18 protein-coding genes and 1 tRNA gene are annotated in these 24,348 nt (G+C 39.1%); all 19 read right to left on the bottom strand.

The features are described 5' to 3' along the window. Nucleotides 1-33: 33 nt before the first annotated feature. On the bottom strand, nucleotides 34-468 hold the full coding sequence (locus FZ945_RS00520) for a fatty-acid--CoA ligase (protein WP_148801727.1): 435 nt from the start codon (nucleotides 466-468) through the stop codon (nucleotides 34-36). Next, a complete protein-coding gene (locus FZ945_RS00515) occupies nucleotides 469-3,564 on the bottom strand; it encodes a cytochrome c biogenesis protein CcsA (protein ID WP_148801725.1) in 3,096 nt (1,031 codons plus the stop codon). Nucleotides 3,565-3,609: 45 nt separating this feature from the next. Continuing rightward, the gene (locus FZ945_RS00510; RefSeq protein WP_002941036.1) at nucleotides 3,610-4,167 is read right to left on the bottom strand and encodes a c-type cytochrome; all 558 of its coding nucleotides are present in this window, start codon (nucleotides 4,165-4,167) and stop codon (nucleotides 3,610-3,612) included. 93 nt (nucleotides 4,168-4,260) lie between these two features. Continuing rightward, on the bottom strand, nucleotides 4,261-5,538 hold the full coding sequence (locus FZ945_RS00505; protein WP_103610991.1) for a major outer membrane protein: 1,278 nt from the start codon (nucleotides 5,536-5,538) through the stop codon (nucleotides 4,261-4,263). A gap of 268 nt (nucleotides 5,539-5,806) precedes the next feature. Continuing rightward, nucleotides 5,807-6,244 (bottom strand): hypothetical protein, encoded by a 438-nt coding sequence (locus FZ945_RS00500; protein WP_103610992.1) that lies wholly within the window; start codon nucleotides 6,242-6,244, stop codon nucleotides 5,807-5,809. A gap of 125 nt (nucleotides 6,245-6,369) precedes the next feature. Next, complete coding sequence (locus FZ945_RS00495) at nucleotides 6,370-6,957, bottom strand: hydrogenase-4 component G (protein WP_148801723.1); 588 nt, start codon at nucleotides 6,955-6,957, stop codon at nucleotides 6,370-6,372. Between the two features lie 83 nt (nucleotides 6,958-7,040). Continuing rightward, nucleotides 7,041-7,475 (bottom strand): Dps family protein, encoded by a 435-nt coding sequence (locus FZ945_RS00490; RefSeq protein ID WP_103598912.1) that lies wholly within the window; start codon nucleotides 7,473-7,475, stop codon nucleotides 7,041-7,043. A gap of 153 nt (nucleotides 7,476-7,628) precedes the next feature. Then, nucleotides 7,629-8,006, bottom strand: coding sequence for a rhodanese-like domain-containing protein (locus tag FZ945_RS00485; RefSeq protein ID WP_148801721.1), 378 nt, complete (start codon nucleotides 8,004-8,006; stop codon nucleotides 7,629-7,631). 215 nt (nucleotides 8,007-8,221) lie between these two features. Next, nucleotides 8,222-8,298: transfer RNA gene (locus FZ945_RS00480), tRNA-Arg, on the bottom strand. Nucleotides 8,299-8,377: 79 nt separating this feature from the next. After that, nucleotides 8,378-10,456 carry an elongation factor G gene (gene fusA, locus FZ945_RS00475; RefSeq protein ID WP_021090006.1) on the bottom strand — a complete coding sequence of 693 codons (2,079 nt, stop codon included), beginning with the start codon at nucleotides 10,454-10,456 and terminating at the stop codon, nucleotides 8,378-8,380. 12 nt (nucleotides 10,457-10,468) lie between these two features. Further along, a complete protein-coding gene (gene rpsG, locus FZ945_RS00470; RefSeq protein WP_002941142.1) occupies nucleotides 10,469-10,939 on the bottom strand; it encodes a 30S ribosomal protein S7 in 471 nt (156 codons plus the stop codon). A gap of 78 nt (nucleotides 10,940-11,017) precedes the next feature. Beyond that, on the bottom strand, nucleotides 11,018-11,413 hold the full coding sequence (gene rpsL, locus FZ945_RS00465) for a 30S ribosomal protein S12 (protein WP_002941121.1): 396 nt from the start codon (nucleotides 11,411-11,413) through the stop codon (nucleotides 11,018-11,020). 80 nt (nucleotides 11,414-11,493) lie between these two features. Beyond that, nucleotides 11,494-12,627 carry a beta-aspartyl-peptidase gene (gene iadA, locus FZ945_RS00460; RefSeq protein ID WP_148801719.1) on the bottom strand — a complete coding sequence of 378 codons (1,134 nt, stop codon included), beginning with the start codon at nucleotides 12,625-12,627 and terminating at the stop codon, nucleotides 11,494-11,496. Then, the gene (gene nhaC, locus FZ945_RS00455; RefSeq protein WP_148801717.1) at nucleotides 12,624-14,036 is read right to left on the bottom strand and encodes a Na+/H+ antiporter NhaC; all 1,413 of its coding nucleotides are present in this window, start codon (nucleotides 14,034-14,036) and stop codon (nucleotides 12,624-12,626) included. Before nhaC ends, iadA begins: the two co-directional genes overlap by 4 nt. A gap of 137 nt (nucleotides 14,037-14,173) precedes the next feature. Next, complete coding sequence (locus FZ945_RS00450; RefSeq protein WP_148801715.1) at nucleotides 14,174-14,563, bottom strand: DoxX family protein; 390 nt, start codon at nucleotides 14,561-14,563, stop codon at nucleotides 14,174-14,176. 132 nt (nucleotides 14,564-14,695) lie between these two features. Continuing rightward, nucleotides 14,696-19,210 (bottom strand): DNA-directed RNA polymerase subunit beta', encoded by a 4,515-nt coding sequence (rpoC, locus tag FZ945_RS00445; protein WP_148801713.1) that lies wholly within the window; start codon nucleotides 19,208-19,210, stop codon nucleotides 14,696-14,698. Then, complete coding sequence (gene rpoB, locus FZ945_RS00440) at nucleotides 19,197-23,342, bottom strand: DNA-directed RNA polymerase subunit beta (protein WP_148801711.1); 4,146 nt, start codon at nucleotides 23,340-23,342, stop codon at nucleotides 19,197-19,199. Before rpoB ends, rpoC begins: the two co-directional genes overlap by 14 nt. 117 nt (nucleotides 23,343-23,459) lie before the next feature. Continuing rightward, nucleotides 23,460-23,837 carry a 50S ribosomal protein L7/L12 gene (rplL, locus tag FZ945_RS00435; RefSeq protein WP_148801709.1) on the bottom strand — a complete coding sequence of 126 codons (378 nt, stop codon included), beginning with the start codon at nucleotides 23,835-23,837 and terminating at the stop codon, nucleotides 23,460-23,462. Between the two features lie 22 nt (nucleotides 23,838-23,859). Then, nucleotides 23,860-24,345 (bottom strand): 50S ribosomal protein L10, encoded by a 486-nt coding sequence (gene rplJ, locus FZ945_RS00430; protein ID WP_103567743.1) that lies wholly within the window; start codon nucleotides 24,343-24,345, stop codon nucleotides 23,860-23,862. Nucleotides 24,346-24,348 lie beyond the last annotated feature (3 nt).

Below are 24,348 nucleotides of genomic sequence, written 5' to 3'. Positions count from 1 at the left end.
CGTTTTGCGTTCTTAAATTTAAAAAAGTTAATTTTACCTGCGATTTTTGCGGTTTTCTATGCCTATCCTCTCACTATCTTCGATCTCTGCAACATAGCTTGGATTTTTCTTTTTAGCCTCTTTGTCTAAAAAGCTAATAAGCTTTGCGTCGGCATTTTGATGAGAGCAGATTAGGATTATAAAATTTATGTAGTTGCTAGCTTCTTTTGGAGCAACCTGATTTTTTTTCGCTGGTATTATAAATTTCTCTCCAAAAATTTGTATAAGCTCGAAAAGCTCGTTTTTGCTTAGAGTTTTATCACCAGCAAGTTCTTCAAGCTTTTCGATCGTGATCTCTTCTTCACTCTCAGCTTCTAGCCCTCTTGCCAAGACTTGATGATCTTTGTTTTTTAGCAAAAGATAGACTAGCGCACAAATGGCCACTATAAGCAAAAAAATAAAAAAGACTATCAAGCCTTTAAGAAGCATCTATAACCTTGTGCAAAGAGAGCGTTTCGTAAATGCAAGAACGCTCATCGCTATCATAATGGCGATGCTTATCCAGACAAAATCAGGCACTGGAAGCGGATCTCCAGCTGCGTATGAGTGCATGCCAGCTAGATAGAAATTTACCCCAAAATAGGTCATTATGATCGACCAATAGGCAAAAAATGATGCAACAGCAAATGCGTATTGATTATTAAGCTTTGGTATAAATCTCATGTGAAGCACTGCCGCATAGACAAGGATCGAAACTAGTGCCCAAGTCTCCTTGCTATCCCAGCCCCAGTATCTACCCCAGCTCTCATTCGCCCAGACGCCACCTAAAAAGTTTCCAAGCGTGAGCAAGCTAAGACCTAGTATCATCGCCATCTCATTTATGCGTGTCGCTTCAGTGATATTGCGCGCGATCTCTGTATTTGGCTTTTTCTTGTTTTGCAAGATGATAAGCAGCAAAGTAAAGCCGCCAAGCAGTGAGCAAAGACCCAAAAAGCCATAACTTGCGGTTATGATAGAGACGTGGATAGTTAGCCAGTAGCTCTGAAGCACAGGCACAAGCGTCGTGATCTGCGGATCCATCCAGCTAAGGTGTGCGACAAATAGCGTAACACCAGCTAATATAGATGTAAGCGCAAGTGCGATCGGACTGCGTTTTGCAAAGATGATGCCTGAAAGTCCAAGCGCCCAAGCGATATAAACCATCGACTCGTATGCGTTACTCCAAGGTGCGTGCTCGGCGATATACCAGCGAAGTCCAAGACCTACCGTGTGCGCAAGAAAGGCTAGTAAATTTATAATATATACGGCTTTAACTATGCCATTTATCTGTACTTTTGGTGCTAGCATCTTGACAAAAACAAATAGTAAAAGCGCAAGTCCAGCCAAAAGATATATCGGCGTCAAGCGGTCAAATACTTGAAATTTATTAAATAAAATTTCTATGTCTATTTTTTTCTCACTTGGCATGACGGCAGAGCCGTATTTGTGCTGATAGGCTGAAATTTTCTCAAGCGCCGCATCCGCCTTACTCCAGTCATTATCCTTTGAGGCTGCATCAACAGCTGAGAAATACTCTCTCATCATACCAACGACTAGCTCAGCCTCTTTTGGCGAGAAGTACATCATCGCACTAGCTGGCGAATACCAAGAATTTGACGGATCATCTTGTTTTGGGAAAATTTTGAAAATTTCACCGATAAATATCATATAAAATACATTTAGTCTCTCGTCGATCTTTATCACATCTTTGTCAAAAGTATTGCGTGAGCCTGGGTGTTTGCGGTTTGCTATCTCGGCAAATTTTGTTAGTTTATACTCGCTTCCACCATCTTTTGTCGCTTTAAAAAATTCATCAAAGCTTGCGTATCTTGCATTTTCATCGACGCCTAGCTCTTTTTTTAGCTCCTTGCTTTGACCAAGTGCGATGATCTTCTCATTTCGCCAAAAATCAGGCGTTACCATTATAGAAAGCATCGCTTGGTTTGAATTTAGGCCACCTATGCTCTCGCCTCTATGAATTTTGTTTAAAACCTCTTTGCTAAGCGTATCAAATGGCTTCATCCTGCCATCTGGACTTTGCACGATAAGCCTAGCAAGCTTGTCTGCATGCTCTTTGCTGATATGCGGCAAGAAATCCTCTGCCTTTAGCGAGCTAAAATTTAAGCCTAAAAGTAAGACCGCTATGAGAGTAGCTACTTTTTTACCGCTTTTTGTTGATTCATTATCTATTAGTTTTGCGAGCTTTCTAAAGCGGCTGTTAGGATTTATGACATTTAGCAAGAAGCCAAGACCTAGCAAAAAGTAGCCGATATATGTCGGGATCTTGCCTGGGTCTTTATTGACAGAGAGGATCGTACCTTTCTCGTCAGTATCGTATGAGCTTTGGAAAAATCTATATCCATCATAATCAAGCACGTGGTTCATATAAATTCTATAATCAAACCCAGGATCATTTGTGCCATCTTTTACCACAACCTCGCTTGAGTAGCTCATAGGAGAATTTGAGCCAGGATATCTTTTTAGCTCAAAGTCCTTTAGGTAGAGGCTAAATGGAAGTTTTATCTGCTGAGCTCCCCATGAAGCGTTAAATTTCTGTCCAGCCACAGCGATACGTGAAGGCTCCATTAGGTTGTAAAATACATGCATCTCTTTACTCTCACCTTTGTAGTTTAGCTCAGCTATCAATGCGTTAAACTCACTATCCTTTGAGCTAACTAGCTTTCTTGTGGCGTGTGCTGAGACTAGCCTTGGGGCAAAATTTATATTTGAGATAGTATATAAGCTGCCTGTGCCAAATTCATTCACGCTGCCAGCTTTTAGCTCAGTTTTTGAGCTATCTGCCATAGTAAATTTTGAAAGATCAGCATTTGAAGTAACAGTGAAATTTCCATCATTTAGTCTAAAAAGAACATATTTTTTATTTTCATCTGGTTTAGCATTAAAGATAAAGCTGATATCTCCAACCCTCGCCTCTTCTTCTTCAAGTAAAAATATCTCTTCACTTTCGCTCTCGTTTGAGACTACAAACTCAACGACAGGCTTTCCGCTATCATCATTTACAAATTTATAACTTGCATTTGGCACAAATTCTTTAAATTTTAAACTAGCCTCTCCATCTGCTGTTTTTAGTTTTAGATCAAAGCCCTTCTTTACATCAGCAAGTCCTAAGGGCATAGCCGAGCTGATTTCTTCGCCTTTGTCGTTAAGCGCTGTTAAATTTATATATGAAACCTTCGTGCTAACGACGTTTGAAGCAGTGTTTTCACGTATATGCATATCGGCTTCAAAGCCAAGGTATCTTGTGATGCCAGCACCGATTAAGATGACGATAAAACCTAAGTGAAAGATGAGTGATGGCAGTTTTTTAGGATCGATTAGGTTGTATCTAAATATATTGAAAGCTAAATTTATACCAAGCAGTAGTTGGATAAGCGCAAACCAGCCAGCGCCATAAACATAGTACCAAGCTGCTTCAGTGCTAGTTTTGCTCTCTATTATTGTGGCGGCTCCACTAGCTATGGCAAAGATTATCATCAAAACGATAGCTGAGCCCATACTTAAAAATAATGTTTTTGGATTTAACATCTGCTTCCTTTTATTTATATTGTGGCAAAGCTACCGAAGTGAAATTTATCTTAAATAACTGCCCTGCTTTGTTTCGGTTGAAACTGGTTTATTTTCGTTTGTATCTTGATCTGCAAGTGCATCTTTGCCTTTTAGATAGGCTAGTATTGCGCCTAGATCATTGTTTGAGACGATCTTAGCTTGGTTTTGCATAACGTTTTTACCGCTACCACCAAAGCTTGAGTCACTTCTATAAGAGATGATGCTATCTTCTATATCTTTAGCATCCATGTTTTTAAGTGGTGTTGAGCCAAATGGTCTTTTATCTGCGCTTTCACCATGGCAGCTAGCGCATTGTTTCTCATAAAGCTCTTTTCCTAAAGAGACGCTATATCTACCTTTTCTATCAACGCCAAATTTTAAAATCCTATTGTCTTTATAGCGTCTTGGATCTTCATCGACATAGACATTTACTTTTTCATTTCTGTCATTAGCCTGCTTTTTTGCCATTTCGGCAAGCTCTTTACCAAACTCACCACGAGCCTCTATATAATAAACCTGAGAAGCTGCAAAGGCATTTGCCACCAAAAAACACGCCAAAAAAGAAATTTTGATATTTTTCATGAGTTTCCTTGAAATTTTGCTCTAAATTTAAAAATCCCGGATCAGATTGCTCCGACCCGGGATTATATCATAAGTTGATTAACGAGCTATGAATTAGAATGAGTATTTAGCTTCAAATCTAAATTTGTCATCTTTTGTCTTCACATCATTAGGTAGTTTGTGAGTTTGGAAAGAATAAAATGAGCTAAATGTTAGCTTTTTGTTGTATTGGTAAGCAAATCTTGGAACAAATTCCTCAACTTTATCTTTTTTATCTGGGTTGCCAACACCATTTGATGTTTTTTGAGTACCTTTTACGTAATCTAAACCAACTTTGAATTTATCAAATGTATACGCACTTGTTGCATAGAAGAAGTTACCTTTACCCTCTGCATATGTCCAGTCAAATACATCTTCACCAGCAGTTATTAGACCACCTTGATCTTCAAAGCTAAAAGATGTTACTCCTTTATCTTGTGCTTTCCAGCCGATATAACCAGCAGCTAGATCAAGACCAAATAGTGAAGTTGAAAGTTCACCAGCATAGAAGTTACCATCATTGTATTTAGTACCACTCTTTGATGTCAAATGTCCTTTTGCTTCTTTATCGGCTGTACTATTTGCATAGTTAAGTCTTGCACCTACAGAGACATCACTAGTGATAGCAAAATTTGCAGAAACATCGGCTGCAAGAACATCAGCTAGATTTGTTAAGCTTGCATACCATAGTTGGAAGTTAATAGGATCATATGAACCAGCAATGCCAGCTGCATATAGATTACCAACATCATAGTCATCTAAAAGATTAGTAGCTTTAAATTTAGAGTTTTTTGGATCCGGTCCAGCATACAAAGTGCCATCACTCTCGCCATTACCTTCAAGAGCATCAAAAGCTAAAGCTGTTAGAGTAAGACCTTCGATATCTTCATTTACTACTCTTACACCAGTACCGATAGCATCATCAGTAAAGTATGAGCCGATCTCTTGTTTACCAGCTGTTATAGTAGTACCACCGATCTTATAGCCAAGATAGAATTGGTGAACATTAAATCTTTTAGTTGTGTCTGTTTTATCTGTACCAGTACCTGCATTGTCACCTGAGCCGTCAAGAGAACCATATCTCAGTCCAATAACACCAAAGAAGTTATCATCAATAGCGGCTTTAAAATTTGTGATCATTTTAAAACCATGACCATCACCATCGTTAGTTCCATTTTCTTTAAAAACGTCTTTTTGTTCCTTATTATACTGATGCGTATGAGTATATCTATATCTTGCAAATCCTGAAAGATCTACATTTTTTATAGCTTCTTCAAGTGGAGTAGCACTCGCTACGCTTGAAAATGCGCCTAAAGCAACCAAAGCGGCTAAACTAATTTTTGTTAGTTTCATTTTTTCTCCTTTTAAGGTTTTTGTGTTGACGATTATAATCAATAAATTTTAATATGAAGCTTAAAAAATCATAAAAATTTGCATTTTTGTTACCGATCGTTTACCGATTTTGACCAAAAAGAGGTGTATTTTGATAATTTAACCTTTACAAATGAAACTTTTAAAAAAGGTATAAAAAGAAAAAGGGGCCGTTGCTTTGCCCCTTAAAAGGAGTTCTAGTTTTGATTGCTGATGAAATTATATATGCTAGCAGTAAATCAACGGTAATCTAAAAAGAAATTTTCTCCTCTTTTGGTACTTCAATATTTGTTTTTATATTTTTTCTTTTTACGACTACTTCATTTTGTGGTTTTCTTATGCCATTAAATGCGCCTCTAGAGCCGCCCTCTTTTATAAGAAGCATGTCTATGAGCTTATCTGCGTAAAAAGTCGCATAGACAAGATCGCCTTTATCGTAATAATATCTGTTTGCACAAAAATTTGCTTTGTTTAGTTTGTGATTTTTCACATCGCTGGCTACTATCTCGTAGCAGTATTTCGAATCTTTATAGCTAACATCTTTTATGAAGCCTTTAATGGAGCTTTTTGCAGGTATGGTTTTAGTAGCTTGCCTTGGTTGCTTGCGGACTGGTGGGTTGTCATCAAAAAATGAACATCCCAAAAACATAGTGGCTACTGCTATAGGAAATAAAATTTTAGCTTTCATATTTTCTCCTTAATATAAAGAGCAAAGTATAGCTTTTAAGATTAAATAAAATTTGCTGGTTTTTAAAATTTGAGTTTTGTGCTTACATTAATATATAAATTTCTTGGGAGAGACTCCCAAGAAATTTAGGCTGATACGTTTAAGACGTTACCACCAAGCTCGGCGATCTTTTTATCGAGCGTCTCAAGGGTCTTTTCGATAGTCTTTTGTGAAATTTCAGGAAGCTCTCCGCCCCAAATTTTCTTTGCATCCTCAAAACCCTTTGCCACGCCCTCTCTACCAGCTTTTAGCTTCTCTACATCATCACCTGCGCCATTTAGCACAAAGCCAGCTATCCTCTCGGCTGTATTTGCAATGCCGAAAAAGCCATTTTCACTAACTAGCTCACTCGCCTCATCACTACTTAGCTCTCCTAGAGCTTTGCCATTATAGCCGATGCCTGCTAGATCAAGTCCAGCTAAAATGTCTGATAAATTTTCAGGTGTGTTAAAGCTTAGACCACCTTGTGCTAGTAAATTTGAGCTAGCGCTTTGAGTGATCTCTTTTTGATACTGCAAAAAGTAGCTATTTGAGATCTCTTTTGCGCTTAAATTTGAAACCTCAGGCTGCTTTTTAGAAACCTCTTTTTCATCTTTGTGAAGTGAAATTTCTGATTTTACATTTTCTTTTACACTTGAAGTGTTGTATGAACTTACGATTTGACTGATTTGCATATTTGGCTCCTCTAGGTTTATAAAAACTATATCGCCAAAAGGTGGAATTTATTTAGGATAAAGCGGGAGAGCTCCCGCTGTAATTATTTGCCAAGTGTTGCGTTTAGCATCCAGATGGCTTTTTCAAATTTCGCTATTTGATCTTGAGCATACATTTGAGTTGTTGTGTCACCCTCTGCAAGCTCATCAAGCTTTTTAAACTCACCCAAAAGGTGCTTGTAATCAGCCAAAACAATATCCAAAACTTCAGTCGGAGTGTAGCTCTCTTTTGGCTCGTGTTTTATGTGAGCGACTTTTGCTAGCTCCTCAGCCTTTGCGATAGGTCTGCCGCCAAGCATAAGAGCTCTTTCTGCAACTGCATCAAATATCTCACTCATATCTTCATAAGCTTTTTCTGTGTATTCATGGACGCTAAAAAATTGAATACCTTTTACATTCCAGTGAAGATCGTGAAATTTAATGTAAAGTGCGTTTGCATCGGCTTGAATTGTGTTTAACTGTAAAATAACTTTTGACATTTTTGTCTCCTTTTTTATTGTTTAAATGTGATGAAATTATATGTAGTTAGAGTTAATCACTGGTTAATCAAATAATAAAATTTATTATTTAGTATAAATTTTGACTACAAAATAAATTTATCTTGTAGTCAAATGTAGAATTTGGAGATTTGTCTATTTTTTATAAGGTGTAGTTTTGTAACCTTGCTCAATCAAACTACTCATGCCACCATCTAAATTTATAATCTTAAGATCTGAATTATCTATCGCTGCAGCTGCTGCCGTGCTTCTTCTGCCACTTCTACAAACAAGTGCGATAGGCTTTTTGATATCAACCGCCTTTGAAAGCTCATCTAAAAATGTACTCTTGTCACTTGGATCAAAAGTAATGGTCTTCGCACCAGTTATAATGCCAGTCTCTTGCCACTCAGATGGAGTTCTAATATCGACAATCTGATCATATTTTTTGATCTCATCTGGGCTTATACTAACAGTTTTGACATCAGCTGACAACATACAACAAACGGCTCCTAAAAGTAAAATTTTTTTCATCTACTCTCCTTAAATAAATTTTTGAAATGTTAGCATGGATTATTAAATATATAAAATTTTTGTTGATAAATTTTATCGATGATGAAGAAATGTAAATAATACAATTAAGAAAGAAATTTTACATATCAAAACTACTTATAAAAGAATATAAATTTAAATATAAAAGATTAAACACTCTATAAAAGATTTTTATTGCATGATATTAAAAGCAGGAGTGGTGTCCCCAACAGGGTTCGAACCTGTGGCCTTAGAATTAGGAATTCTACGCTCTATCCAGCTGAGCTATGAGGACAAATTTGCAAGTTAGTTTTAAATTTTTATCCGAGTAGTTAAATTTTAAAGGGCAGAACGCTCTGCCCTATTTTGGCTAATTATCCATTTCTCTTTTTAATAATCTCTTCACTTACGTTTTTAGGAACTTCTTCGTAGTGATCAAATTCCATAGAGTAAGTCGCACGACCTTGTGTCATTGAGCGAAGATCTGTTGAGTAACCAAACATTTGAGCGAGTGGACAATAAGCTGCAATGATTTTTACACCATTTCTATCATCCATTGAATTTACTTGGCCGCGGCGCTTATTGAGGTCGCCAATAACATCACCCATATACTCTTCTGGAGTCTCGACTTCAACTTTCATCATAGGCTCAAGGATAACCGCACCTGCTTTTCTAGCGCCCTCTTTAAAGCCCATTGAAGCAGCAAGTTTAAATGCCATCTCAGATGAATCCACTTCGTGGTAGCTACCATCGAAAAGTGTAACTTTAACATCTTCAACTGGATATCCAGCAAGAACACCGCTTTGAAGCGCTTCTTTACAACCTTTTTCAACAGCTGGGATGTACTCTTTTGGAACAACACCACCTTTGATGTCGTTAACAAATTCAAATCCGCTAGCAGCTGGAAGTGGCTCGATGCGTAAGAATACGTGACCGTATTGACCACGACCACCTGATTGTTTAGCATACTTATACTCTTGCTCAACTGCCTTACGGATAGTTTCGCGGTAAGCGACTTGTGGCTGACCAACTTCAGCATCAACTTTAAATTCACGAAGCATACGATCAACAATGATCTCTAGGTGAAGCTCACCCATACCGCTAATAATAGTTTGTCCGCTCTCTTCATCAGTGCTAACTCTAAAGCTTGGATCTTCTTGAGCTAGTTTTTGAAGAGCTATCGCCATCTTCTCTTGATCTGCTTTTGTTTTTGGCTCAACTGCGACACTGATAACTGGCTCTGGGAAGTCCATTCTCTCAAGGATAACTTTATCTTTTTCACTTGCAAGAGTATCGCCAGTTAGGGTATTTTTTAGACCAACAACAGCGCCGATCTCACCAGCGAAAAGTTCTGTAATCTCTTCACGTTTATTTGAGTGCATTTTTAGTAAGCGGCCAATTCTCTCTTTGCAGTCTTGAACTGTGTTGTAAGCATAGCTACCACTTTCAAGGCTTCCTCTATAAACACGGATAAATGTTAGCTGTCCAACAAATGGGTCAGTCATGATCTTAAACGCAAGAGCAGCAAATTCGCCATCATCTGTACTTTCAACAGTCACTTCAGTGCCATCTTCGTAAACACCATTTATCGCTGCGATCTCATCTGGAGCTGGTAGATAATCAACTACTGCGTCAAGTAGAGGCTGAATACCTTTGTTCTTAAACGCAGTTCCGCAAAGCATAGGCGTGATAGTCATTCTTAAGCAGCCTGCTTTTATACCTTTTTTGATCTCTTCTTCAGTTAGCTCTTCGCCTGCAAAGAATTTCTCCATCAAGCTATCGTCTGTCTCAGAAACAGCTTCGATTAGTTTTGCGCGGTATTCTTCAGCCTTATCTTTAACTTCAGCTGGAATTTCTTCTTCTACATAGTCAGTTGGTTTTTTCTCATCATTCCAAACGTATGCTTTCATTCTTACAAGATCAACCACACCTTTAAAGTTATCCTCTGCACCAATAGGAATTTGGATAGGTACTGGATTTGCTTTTAGTCTTTCTCTGATCTGCTCTTCAACTCTAAAGAAATTTGCACCAATTCTATCCATTTTATTGACAAAAACGATTCTTGGTACGTGATATTTATTTGCTTGTCTCCAAACAGTTTCAGACTGTGGCTGAACACCACCAACAGAACAAAACACAGCAACAGCACCGTCAAGAACACGCATAGAACGCTCAACTTCGATAGTAAAGTCAACGTGTCCCGGAGTGTCGATTAGGTTTACTTGGTAGCCCTTCCAAAACGCTGTAGTTGCAGCTGATGTAATAGTAATACCACGCTCTTTTTCTTGCTCCATCCAGTCCATAGTAGCAGCGCCATCATGAACCTCACCTATTTTATGGCTCATACCAGTGAAGAACAAAATTCTCTCGCTGGTAGTTGTTTTTCCAGCATCAATGTGAGCCGCAATACCGATATTTCTTACCTTATGTAAAGGCGTTTTTCTCTCTGCCATACTAATTCTTTCTTACCAGCGGTAGTGAGCAAATGCTTTATTAGCCTCTGCCATCTTGTAAGTATCTTCCTTCTTCTTGAAAGATGCACCTTTTGAATTTGCCGCATCTAAAAGCTCATTTGCTAGTTTATCAACCATTGTTCTTTCGCTTCTTTTTCTAGCAAAAGTTATAAGCCAGCGGATAGCAAGAGCTTGTTGGCGAGCTGGGCGAACCTCAACTGGCACTTGATAAGTAGCACCACCAACACGGCGTGATTTAACTTCTAAAATAGGTTTTACATTTTCGATAGCGTCGTTAAAAACATCGATGCCTTTAACCTCAGCATTTTTCTTTTCGATAGCTTTAATAGCACCATACATTATCTCTGTAGCGACGCTTTTTTTGCCATCATACATAAGAGAATTAATAAATTTAGTGATTATTTTATTTCCGTAAATCGGATCAGGTAAAACTTCCCTTACAGGAGCTTTTCTTCTTCTCATTTTGATTTTTCCTTCAAATTTTTATGAAATTTTACTCAAACGTTTGCAAATTTAAGCAACGTCTGCGAACCTAATTTTTTACTTTTTTGGAGCAGCAGCACCAGCTTTAGGGCGTTTTGCACCATATTTAGAACGAGAAACTGTTCTTTTTGCAACACCAGCAGTATCAAGTGCACCACGAACGATGTGATATTTAACACCTGGTAAGTCTTTAACCCTACCGCCGCGAACTAAAACGATACTGTGTTCTTGTAGGTTGTGACCTTCACCGCCGATATAGCTGATGACTTCAAAACCGCTTGTAAGCCTAACTTTGGCAACTTTCCTCAAAGCTGAGTTTGGTTTTTTAGGAGTTGTAGTATAAACCCTAGTGCAAACTCCTCTTCTTTGAGGGCACTCTTTTAACGCTGGAGATTTTGACTTAACAGTCACTTTCTTGCGTTCATTTCTGACCAATTGATTTATGGTTGGCACAATAATTCCTTTCAACTAAATTTATTAAAAAGACCTAATTTTATTTAAAAAAAGCTTAAATAACGGTTAATAAGTTAGACTTATTCATACGTTCCTTTTTTTATAAAACCGCTGTCATCTTTTAAAATTTCGCCCTTTGCAACGACAAATTTAATCTCAAATTTATCATCTATCAGCAAAATATCTGCATCGAAATTTTCTTTTATCTCGCCTTTTTTATTTTGTAAGGCCACACTTTTTGCCACGTTTGTCGTAAAATATGGCAGTGCCTCCTCGATACCAAAGCCATCTTTTACGAAATTTATAAACTCTTCATATAAGCTCTTAACGCTAGCGATGCCAATTTTTAGTAAATTTCCGTCGCTATCATAGCTAGAGTAGCTACCAAAGCCGTCTGAGCTAATTGTTATCTTATTTGTCGGTAAATTTTCTTTTTTGACGCGCTTTACAGCCTCAAGTGGCGTAAGTCCTGGCATGCAGGTAAAGTCGATATAGCCGCCATCTTTTATAAATTTAAAGCTTTGTTTAAAAAGCTCCTCGTTTCTATTTACGTGCGTTGGCTGAAATAGCGTGATCGGCATGTCGTACTCATTTAGCACTTCGTAAATCAAATTTAAGCCCTTTTTGCCATCACCCATATGAAGCGTGGTGTGGCCTGACTTCGAGCTGATCATACCAGCCACCCTGCCAGCAGAGACTATGTGAGCGAGTTCATCTTTGCTCACGCTTGATGAACGGTGGTCGCTTATGGCTAGCTTAGTGCCGATTATGGGACCAACAAAGACGATATCTTTTTCGATCTCGCCAGTTATGGTTGGCGTTTTAGAGCTGTATGCACCGGTGTGAGCGTAGCATGTGATACCCTCGTCGTTTAGCGCGTGTGCTTTTGCGACTAAATTTTCAACGCTTCTTGTCGTGCTGTCAGTTCCAAGTAGGCCAACAGCCGTCGTTATGCCAGCTTCTATTAAATTTGATAGCATGATCTCAGGCACTCTAGTCTTAAAGCCACCCTCGCCGCCACCTCCAGTGATATGCACATGCTTATCGATAAGGCCTGGTATGGCTGTAAAATTTGAAGCGTCGATCACCTTTACATTTGGTAAATTTGGCTCTAAATTTTCAGCTATGCTAACGATCTTACCATTACATATAAATATATCTTTTTTGCCAAGAAATTTTGGCGAGTAAATTTTGACGTTTTTTATGAGTATCATTTGGCGTCCTTGTTTATCTTGGCTATGCCGATGCCAGTGAGTGCTAAAATGATGGCAAAGACAACGCCCATGTAGTTTAGTATCGCCCATGGCAAATACTCTACCGTTGGCACGCCAAGTGTAGCTGTCATATATGCGCCTGCTGCTGACCAAGGTATGAGTGGGACGATCACGGTGCCAGAGTCTTCAAGCGTTCTTGAGAGGTTTTTGGCTGCTAAATTTTTCTCTTTGTAGAAATCTTTAAACATCTCACCAGGGATGAGGATAGAAAGATATGAACTACCTGTGACAAATGCGACAGTTAGGCATGAGCCGATAGTCGAGATGATGACGCCTGCTGCTGATTTGACCTTTGCCATGATAGTGTGAAGCACCTTTGTAAGCATGCCGGTTTTTGAGATGATGCCAGCAAAGCCCATAGCGCAGATGACTAGGATGGTGGTTGAATTTACCGAGCTCACGCCGCCTCTATTTAAAAGCTTGGTGATATCTTTTGAAAACTCCATATTAATGCCGCTCATCGTGACGTTAAAGCCAGTCATCACTGAGATAAAGCCATTTTTAAAGCTAAAATCTTGAACGATAACACCAAGAAGCACTGAAAATAGCGAAGCTATGATCATGACAGGTATCGTTGGCCACTTTAGCACCGAACCAGCCAAGACAAAAAGCACAGGCAAAAGCAAGATGATGTTCCAGTGAAAAATTTTATCAAGCTGACCTTGAAGTGCCAAAACCGACTCTGAAACATTTGCGCCACTGCTTGCAGCTTCGCTACCAAAGAATAGATAAGCTGCTATCGCAACGATAGTTGCCGGGATAGTCGTATAAAACATGTGTTTGATGTGCTCATAAAGCTCTGAGCCAGCTGCTATCGGAGCTAGGTTTGTCGTGTCTGAAAGTGGAGAGAGTTTATCGCCAAAGTATGCTCCTGCAACTACCGCACCAGCAGTTGCTGCTAAATTTACATCAAGACCTTGGGCTATACCCATGATGGCGACACCGACTGTGCCAGCAGAACCCCAAGATGTGCCAGTTACGGTTGAGATGATAGCTGCGATGACAAAAGCAGTTAGGACTAGATACTGCGGACTTATAAGATCCACGCCGTAGTAGATGATCATAGGGATAGTGCCTGAAAATACCCACGAGCCAATAAGCAGACCGACTGCCCAAAGTATCATAAGCGCCGGGAGTGAGCTAGAAATTTTCTCTATGACGCCCTCTTGAAGCTCGCTCCAGCTATATCCTAGTCTCCAAGCGATGCCACCAGCCACGAGGGCTGCTATCAAAATGATCGGCTCAACCTTTAGCTTCATATAACCAACGCCAAGCGCAAGGCCTACGATCATAACCAAGATAGGCGTAAGGGCTAGCAGAAACGAAGGCTCTTTTTTTGTCTGTTCCATCGTGTGTCCTTTAAATTTGAGATAATTTTCAAAATTTAAAGGCAAAAAACTTAAAGTGTTATAAAAAAATAAACTAAATTTAAATTTTAAATAAAATGTGTGAAAATTTAGCACATTTGATATGTGCTAAATTTAGATCAGTCTTGCTTGATAGCGTATTTACCGCTGCCAGTCGAGATGATGCAAAGTGATATAGCGATATAAAGATATATAAGCTCTGCTTTAAAGCCATTTACATTAGTTAGTTCAAGTAAATTTGATAAACCAAAATATGAATACAAAATGACAAGACTAGAGCCAAAAACTAGGAGCGCGCCAAGCCTTGAGTAAAAGCCAACAGCGATCATTATAGGGGCTAAGACCTCGCCAAGATAGGCAAAATACGCCAAAAAGCCTGGCAGCCCAGCATCAACTAAAATGCTCTTTACACCGCCAACTCCGTGTAAAATTTTGCCAAAGCCATGCATAAAAAGGCAAATTCCAAGACCTAAGCGTAGAAATAAGAGTCCGAGATCGACATTTTTCATAATATCTCCGTTACATATTTTTAGTTAGGGATTTTATTTAATATTGATTAATGGCTTGTAAATTTTGAAATTTTGTAAATTTAAGTGGGAAATTTATGAGAGGTTTAAGCCCCAAAAGCGGGGCTTAATATATTAGTTTTCTTTGATCTTTATCTTTTTATCTTTGTAAAAACCAGTACCAACTGGGATCATACGTCCAAGGATGACGTTCTCTTTTAGATCTTCAAGATAGTCAAATTTAGCAGCGATTGACGCTTCTGTTAAGACCTTAGTTGTCTCTTGAAATGACGCAGCAGAGATCACACTATCACTTCCGATAGCCGCTCTTGTGACACCAAGAAGGATCGGCTCAGCGATAGCTGGCTCGCCACCCATTTTCATAATACGCTCGTTCTCTTCTTTAAATTTGTTTCTTGAAACCATGTCGCCAACGATGAAATTTGTATTTCCACTATCGACGATTTTGACTTGGCGAAGCATTTGAGAGACGATGATCTCGATATGCTTATCAGCGATCGCAACACCTTGGCGGCGATAAACTTGCTGAATTTCACTGATCAAATAGTAGTGAAGCGCCTTTTCACCAAGAATTCTTAAGATATCGTGGCTTGAGATAAGTCCGTCTGTTAGTTTCTCACCAGCATGGACAAATTCGCCGTCTCTTACTTGGATCTGGCGGCTCTTTTCTATCAAATACTCAGCTGTCGTGCCATCTTCTGCTTGGATGATGATGCGCTCTTTTGAGCGAAGTGGCTTGTCAAATCTAACAACGCCATCGATCTCTGCAACGATAGCTGTATTTTTAGGACGTCTTGCTTCAAATAGCTCACTAACTCTTGGAAGACCACCGGTAATGTCTTTTGACTTGGCAACAGCTTTTGGAGTCTTAGCCAAAATGTCAGCTTGAGCTACTTCGTCGCCACTTGAAACAAAGATCGCAGTTTTTGGATCAAGCGGATACTTGATCAAATGTCCGCTCTTTGTAGTGATAATGATCGCTGGTTTTACGCCACTTGGCAAATACTCGTTGATAACAAGACGTCTTTGACCAGTTGCCTCGTCAGCTTGCTCAGTCGCACTATATCCTGGCTCAACATCTTCAAAGCTAACCACACCAGCCTCTTCTGCGATAGTTGGAGTTGAGTATGGATCCCACTCAGCGATTATTAGCTTATCATCTTTTTCAGGTAGTGAGACCACTGTCGCTCTTTCTACCGCATCATTATCTGATACTTGGATGATAGAATTTCTTGGGATGTAGTGGCGAACTGCCTCACGTCCGTCCTTGTCAGAAACGACAACAAAAAAGCCTTTTTCAGTTACTTTGTGACCTTTTTTGATATCTTTTAGTCTATCAAGGAAGTCACCTTTTAGTATGAAAAATTTAACCACACCATTTGCATCTGCTGTGATCTTTCTAGTTACTGGATCGCCATCTGAAATTTTAAGCTCACTTGCGTATGGGATACGATTTGGAACGTTCCAGCCCTCTTTTATTATCTCGACGATACTTTCGTTTTCTTTTACTTTGTCGCCATTTACATAAGGGATATACATCTTGCCTTCGATCTTACCGCTAACGCCAGCTAGTTCGTTTGGTTTAGCAAGGTCGTTTCTTCTGATAGTATATTTGATCTCTTCTTTTTTGCCTTTGATAACGATATTTACGTCTTCGTGAGCATATTCGATCTCGATTTTACCATCAATTGTTGATTTTATCTTTGGCTCAACAAGTAGCACAGCTGCACTTCTTCTGTTTGCAACGATTTTCTTGCCGTTGTTCTCGTATGTACTAAGGTTGTAATACCTAATAAAGCCCTCTTTTTGAGCGATGACTTGGCGGTCTTGTTGCTCAGTAGAAGCCGTACCACCAATGTGGAATGTTCTTAGCGTTAGCTGAGTACCTGGCTCACCGATTGATTGAGCCGAGATGATACCGACAGCCTCGCCTGGTTTTACAAGTTTGCCCTCACCCAAATTTAAGCCATAGCATTTTGCACAAACGCCTTTTGGCGCCTTGCACGTGATAGGTGTTCTAATGCTTACTGATTTTATGCCAGCTTCTGTTATAGCCTTAGCTTTCTCTTCATCAAGCAATGTGCCTTCGCTAAATAAAATTTCATTTGTTATAGGATCGATCACATCATCTGCTAAAACACGGCCTAATACTCTCTCTTCAAGGCTCTCTATTAGCTCGCCGCTCTCTGTGATATCTGTGATCTCAACACCTTCGTGCGTACCGCAGTCATGCATAGTGACTTTAACATTTTGAGCAACGTCGATTAGCTTTCTTGTTAAGTAACCAGCGTTGGCAGTTTTTAGCGCAGTATCTGCAAGGCCCTTTCTAGCTCCGTGGGTTGAGTTGAAGTACTCCATTATGTTTAGACCTTCACGGAAGTTTGAAATGATCGGTGTTTCGATGATCGAGCCATCTGGTTTTGCCATAAGACCACGCATACCGGCTAACTGACGAATTTGCGCTGCACTACCTCTCGCACCAGAGTCAGCCATCATATAAATTGAGTTAAATCCGCCCTTATCATTTTGGATAAGCTTCATCATCTCGCTTGCAACGCTGTTATTTGTATCTGTCCAGATATCGATGATCTTGTTGTATCTCTCACTATCTGTTAAAAGACCAGCGCCGTATTGCTTTTGAATTTCACGAACTTTTTTCTTGGCTTCGTCGATATATTTTTGCTTGCTATCTGGCACGATGATGTCTGCGATAGAGATAGAAATTCCCGCTTTTGTAGCATATCTAAAACCTAAATTTTTAAGCTTATCAAGGAAGTCAGCCGTTACTTCAAGGCCGCCATTTCTATAAACATAATCAACCAAATTTGCAATGTCTTTTTTCTTCATGATCTTATTCCACATATTTTCAGGGACAAAATCAGGTAGTATCGCTCTTAAGATTAAGCGACCAGCCGTTGTGAAGATGATCTTATTATCAACCATTGTCTTAATTTTAGCGTGAAGGCCAAGGGTATTAGCCTCCTCAGCGATCATTACTTCATCGACGCTTGAGAAAATTTTATTTGCACCTTTTTCGTCATTTCTCTCTAAGCTTAGGTAATAAATTCCCAAAACCATATCTTGTGAAGGGACTGTGATAGCCTTACCACTTGCAGGAAGTAAGATGTTCATTGAGCTAAGCATCAAAATTTTACACTCAGCGATAGCCTCTTGAGATAGTGGCACGTGAACAGCCATTTGGTCACCGTCGAAGTCAGCGTTGAACGCCGCACAAACTAGCGGGTGAAGCTGGATCGCCTTACCCTCAACAAGCACTGGGTGAAACGCTTGGATAGAAAGTTTATGAAGTGTCGGAGCACGGTTTAGCATGACTGGATAGTCTTTAACAACCTCTTCTAAGCACTCCCAAACCTCATTTGTCTTATCTTCTATCATCTTTTTAGCTTGCTTAACGGTTGTCGCATAGCCTTTTTCTTCAAGGCGAGCAAGCAAATGTGGCTTAAATAGCTCTAAAGCCATCTTCTTTGGAAGACCGCACTGATCCATCTTTAGCTTTGGACCAACGACGATAACAGAACGTCCAGAGAAATCAACACGCTTACCTAGCAAATTCTGACGGAAGCGTCCTTGCTTACCTTTTATGATCTCGCTTAGTGATTTTAGTGGGCGCTTATTTGCACCTTTTACTGCATTTGCTCTGCGGCCATTGTCAAATAGCGCATCAACAGCCTCTTGAAGCATTCTCTTTTCGTTTCTGATAATGATCTCAGGTGCGTCAAGCTCAAGCAGACGTTTTAGACGACTATTTCTATTTATTACACGGCGATATAGATCATTTACGTCCGAAACAGCAAATTTACCACCATCAAGATTAACAAGTGGTCTAAGATCAGGCGGAAGAACTGGTAAATTTGTTATCATCATCCACTCTGGGCGGTTGCCTGAATTTAAAAAGCTCTCGATAACTTTTAGGCGTTTTACGATGGTCTTTTTCTTAGCCTCAGAATTTGTAGCCTCCATCTCTTCTTGTAGCTGATTTAAAATTTGAGTTAGATCAAGCTCAGCTAGCATATCATAGATGACCTCGCCACCCATTCTAGCACTAAAACCACTCTCTTCATATCTTGAAGCTAGGCTTTGATATTGCTCTTCGTTTAAAACGTCATATTTTTCAACTTTTTTAGAATTTTCATTGTCATAATAAGCCTCGCCAGCATTATCAACAATATATGCCTCATAGTAAAGTACGCGTTCAAGGTCTTTCATCTTAATACCAAGAAGCGCACCTATACGGCTTGGCAAGAAATTTACATACCAGATATGAGCAACTGGAGTTACAAGCTCAATGTGACCCATGCGAGAGCGACGAACTTTAGATGTTGTTACTTCAACACCGCATTTTTCACACTTGATGCCCTTATAACGCATCTTTTTATATTTACCACAAAGGCACTCGTAGTCGCGAATCGGTCCGAAAATTTTGGCACAAAACAAGCCATCACGCTCAGGTTTTAGCGTGCGGTAGTTGATGGTTTCTGGTTTTTTAACCTCACCATAACTCCAAGATTTTATCTTCTCAGGACTTGCTAAACGAAGTTGAAAAGCTTCAAAATCACGAGGTCTATGCTCTTCTTTTATCTCAACTGGTTTTAAATTAGTTAGTTTCATTTGTCTCATCCTCATCATATACTTCCACATCAAGAGCTAGTGATTTTAGCTCGTTAGTTAGAACAAAGAACGTCTCAGGGATACCAGTCTCAGGAACGTTTTCACCTCTTGTTAAAGCTTTGTAAGCAGAAAGTCTTCCCTCGACATCGTCTGATTTTACAGTTAGCATCTCTCTTAGTGTATGAGCAGCACCATAAGCCTCAAGTGCCCAAACCTCCATCTCACCAAACCTTTGACCACCAAATAGCGCCTTACCGCCGACTGGTTGTTGCGTAACAAGACTGTATGGTCCAGTACTTCTTGCGTGAACTTTTTCATCAACCAAGTGGTGAAGTTTTAGCATATACATACAACCAACATTAACGCGTTCTCTTATCTTTGAGCCTGTGCGTCCGTCATATAGCTCAGTTTTACCGTCACTATCTATCTTTGCCATCTCAAATAATTTTGCAAATTCGTCAGCCTTAACGCCTTCAAAAATTGGAGTTGCAAATCTTACGCCATTACTCCAATCTTTTGCATACTCAAGAAGCTTCTCATTACTCATCTTACCAAGAGCTTTTTTAGCATCCATTAGCTTAGCAACGCTTGCGATCTCTATCATCTTAGCTCTTAGCTCTTTTATCCACTCGCCTTTTTTGGTCTCAAAAATTTCATTGATCTGCTCACCTAAGCGGTAGCCAACAAGACCAAGGTGGCTCTCTAAAATTTGACCGATGTTCATACGGCTTGGAACGCCAAGTGGGTTTAACACGATATCAACGATCTGACCACTTGGAAGATACGGCATATCGACTTCTCTAACTATATTTGAAACGATACCTTTGTTGCCGTGACGTCCAGCCATCTTATCGCCAACTTTTAGCTTGCGTTTTGTAGCTATATAAACTTTTACAAGTTTTACAACGCCGCTTGGTAAAATGTCATCTTTTTCTAAAATTTCTATCTTAGCGTCGTGCTCTTCTTTAAGCTTTTTCTTCTCATTTTGGAAGTAATTTTTTAGCTCATCATATTTCTTTTGGATATCTTTTGAAAAGCTCTTTACGATAGCATTTAGGGTAAATCTGTTGATATTCTCAAAGTCAGCTTTGTTGATCTTTGAGCCTTTTTTATACTCTTTTTTATTTACCTCTTGATCGCTCGCTAGTGGGTTTTTAGAAAGAAGCGCTGTAACTTTTAGCATCTCTTCTCTGTCTAGCATAAGCAATCTATCATGGTGCTCTTTTTCTAAAAGCGTCTTCTCTTCTTCATAAGCTTTGTTCGTTCTGCTATCTTTTTCATAACCTTTTTTGGTGAAAATTTTAACATCAACAACCACGCCTTCCATTGAAGCTGAAGCATAGAGCGATTTATTTACCACATGGCCAGCTTTTTCACCAAAGATCGCACGAAGTAGTCTTTCTTCTGGAGTTGGCTTAACCTCACCTTTTGGCGATACTTTACCAACAAGGATCATACCAGGCTTAATCTCTGTACCGATTTTAACGATACCACTTTCATCAAGGTGCATAAGCTCCTCTTCTTTGACGTTTGGTATATCTTTTGTTATCTCTTCAACGCCGTCTTTTAGCTCACGAGCTTCGATCTCTTTTTCATAGATATGAACGCTTGTAAAGGCATCTTCACGTATCATTTTTTCACTAATAACGATCGCATCCTCGTAGTTGTAGCCATTCCAAGGCATAAACGCGATTAGTGCGTTTTTACCGATAGCTAGCTCGCCTTTTTCCATACTTGGACCGTCAGCTATGATTTGATTAGCAACGATCTCATCGCCTTTTTTAACGATCGGATGTTGTGAAAATGTCGTATTTTGGTTTGTTCTTAAATTTTTCTCTAAAGAGTAGTGATCGATATATGGACCAGCTTCATCTTCACCAAGGATAAAGATATTTTTATTATCAACCTTTTCAACCACGCCGCCTCGTTTTGCTTTTACGCTCTCCCAAGCATCTCTTGCGATAACGCTCTCCATGCCTGTTCCAACAATAGGGGCAGTTGAACGAAGTAGCGGCACTGCTTGACGTTGCATGTTTGATCCCATAAGCGCACGGTTGGCGTCATCGTGCTCTAGAAATGGGATAAGCGAAGCTGCAACACCAGCTATCATACCAGAGCAAAGGTCGATCAGAGTAACATCTTCTCTACGAGCAAGCATCATCTCGCCCTCTTTTCTAACCTCGATCAAGTCCTCAACGATATGTCCATTTTCATCAAGTTTAGTTGATGCTGGAGCGATAACATTGCCCTCTTCTTGAGTCGCTGTTAGATAGACTATCTCATCAGTTACCTTGCCATCAACGACCTTTTTATATGGCGCTTCAACAAAGCCAAGCTCATTTACTTTTGCATAAGTTGAAAGGGTGTTAATAAGACCGATATTTTGACCTTCTGGAGTCTCAACCGGACAAATTCTGCCGTAGTGAGTTGGGTGAACGTCACGCACCTCAAATCCAGCACGCTCTTTTACCAAGCCGCCCTCACCAAGCGCAGATAGACGACGCTTATGAGTAACTTCACTAAGTGGGTTTGTCTGATCCATAAACTGGCTTAACTGACCGCCTGTGAAAAATTCCATGATTGTTGCTGTGATCATTTTTGGATTGATAAGATCATAAGGCATGATCTCGTCAGTATTGTTGCTCAGGCTTGTAAATTTATCACGGATAGCCTTTTGCATCTTAACAAAACCAAGGTGAAGCTCACTAGCAAGCAGCTCACCTATCGATCTTATACGGCGGTTGCCAAGGTGATCGCGGTCATCAATGTGGCCTTGTCCATTTTTAACTTTTATAAGATATTTTGCAGTTTTGATGATATCTTCGCTAGTTAGCAAAGTAACATACTCTGGCACATCAAGCGAAAGCTTGTGGTTCATCTTCATACGACCAACTTTTGTTAAGTCATATCTTTCAGGGTTAAACAATATATCATTTACAAAGCTTTTTGCGGCCTCTTTAACTACTGGCTCGCCAGGTCTCATGACCTTGTAAATTCTAATTGCAGCAAGGTCATTTTCATCATCAACGCCCTCGGTTTGTTTTAGAACTTTAAGCATGTCATTGTCAGCTATAAATGAATTTATGATAGCGTCGTCAACACCAGCTGCGGAGTTGTTTATGATCTCGATACTTTCATGCTCAGCTAAAATTTTTGCAAGTTTATTCTCATCAAGAGCAGATAGTGTGTCATATAAAATTTCGCCGCTTTCTGTGTTTATCACAGGGTTTGCCAAATATCTACCAATAAGTGCTTCGATCGGATACTCGACAAATTTAACGCCATCTTCGATTAATTTATCAGCTTTTTTCTTTGTTAGGCGCTTGCCAGCTTGATGAAGAACATCACCCTCTTCATTTTTTATATCATACTCAACTCTTCCTAGATAATCCTCTGGGTTAAAAAGAGTTAAAAATTTATTATTTTTAATAACTAAATTTTGTATCGGATAAAATAGCTTAATAATGTCTTGTTTTTTATATCCTAATGCCCTAAACAAGATAGTTACAGGCACTTTTCTGCGCTTATTTATCCTAACATATAAAATATCTTTTGTGTCATATTCAAAGTGCAACCAAGAGCCACGATCTGGGATTATTTGGGCTGTATAGATAAGTTTATTTGCAACAGTCGCACTCTCTTCTTGCTTAAAGATAACGCCAGGGCTTCTATGAAGTTGATTTACAACAACACGCTCAACGCCATTTATAATAAATGAAATTCTATCTGTCATCAACGGAATTTCACGTATGAAAATTTCTTGCTCTTTTATATCTTTAACACCGACTTTATCACCAGTCTTATCATCTTTTTCATGGACAATAAGGCGTATTTTCATTTTTAAATTTACAGAGTACGTAAGACCCCTTTCTATGCACTCTCTGATTGTATATTTTGGTTTTCCAATCTCTGAGCTAACATATTCTAAAGTCAAACGATTTTGCGGATCATGTATAGGAAAAATCGATTTAAAAACTTTTTCGATACCGCTTTCTGTCTGATTGTTATTTAGATTTAAAAAATTATCAAAGCTCTTTTTTTGTAGTTGTAGTAGGTTCGGAACGTCTATCTCTTTAACGACATTAGAGAAGTCAACTCTAAGACGATTTCCTGAGTATAAGCTATTTAACATTGCATCTACCTCGTGGTAATTTTGAAAGAAAAGTATAGCCTTTTGCAAGGCATCTAAAATTTAAAAAAGAGAGAGCCTCTGCCCTCTCTTGAAATATTAAGCCTAAATAATAAAAAATTATTTAAGTTCAACCTTAGCACCAGCCTCTTCAAGCTCTTTTTTAGCTGCTTCAGCTTCGTCTTTGCTAACGCCTTCTTTAAGAACAGATGGAGTTCCTTCAACTGCGTCTTTAGCCTCTTTAAGGCCAAGACCAGTAAGTGCTCTAACAACCTTAATAACGTTGATTTTCTTATCACCAGAATCAACAAGAACGATGTTAAATTCTGTTTTTTCTTCAGTAGCAGCTGCACCAGCAGTAGCAGCTGCACCACCAGCTACCATTACAGGAGCTGCACTAACGCCAAATTTCTCTTCAAACTCTTTTACAAGTTCGCTAAGTTCAAGTACAGAAAGATTAGATATAAACTCTAATACGTCTTCTTTTGTAATTGCCATTTTTTAATCCTTATTATTTTAATTAAGCTGATTGTTCTTTTTTCTCTTTAAGCGCATTCAAACCAATTGTGAAATTTTGAATTGGCGCATTCCAAACTTGCAAAAGCATCGCAATAAGCTCATCACGGCTAGGCATTTTAGATAGAGCTTTAACTTTATCAACGCTTGCAACTTCGCCATCAATATAAGCTGTTTTAATTTTGAAAAGGTCAGCATTAGCCTCTTCAAATTTTGCGGCTACTTTAGTTACTGCTAATTGATCTTCACTCCAAAGATAGATATTTGTATCTTTAAGTTCCATTCCGACTTTATCAGAATTTTTAAGAGCAATATTTGCAAGAGTATTTTTAATAACTTGAACTTTTACATTTTGTTCTTTTGCAGAATTTCTTAAAACTTCAAGTTTTTTAACTGAAAGACCACGATAGTCACAAACTACAATAGCTTCAGCAGTTTTAAATTCACTCTCTAATTTTGCAACAACTTCAGTTTTTTCGTTACGTGTCACTTT

Source organism: Campylobacter concisus (assembly GCF_902460535.1).
GTDB classification, from domain to species: Bacteria; Campylobacterota; Campylobacteria; order Campylobacterales; family Campylobacteraceae; genus Campylobacter_A; species Campylobacter_A concisus_AS.
The sequence above is the reverse complement of the archived record's forward strand: the minus strand, read 5'-3'. Positions and strand labels throughout refer to the sequence as shown.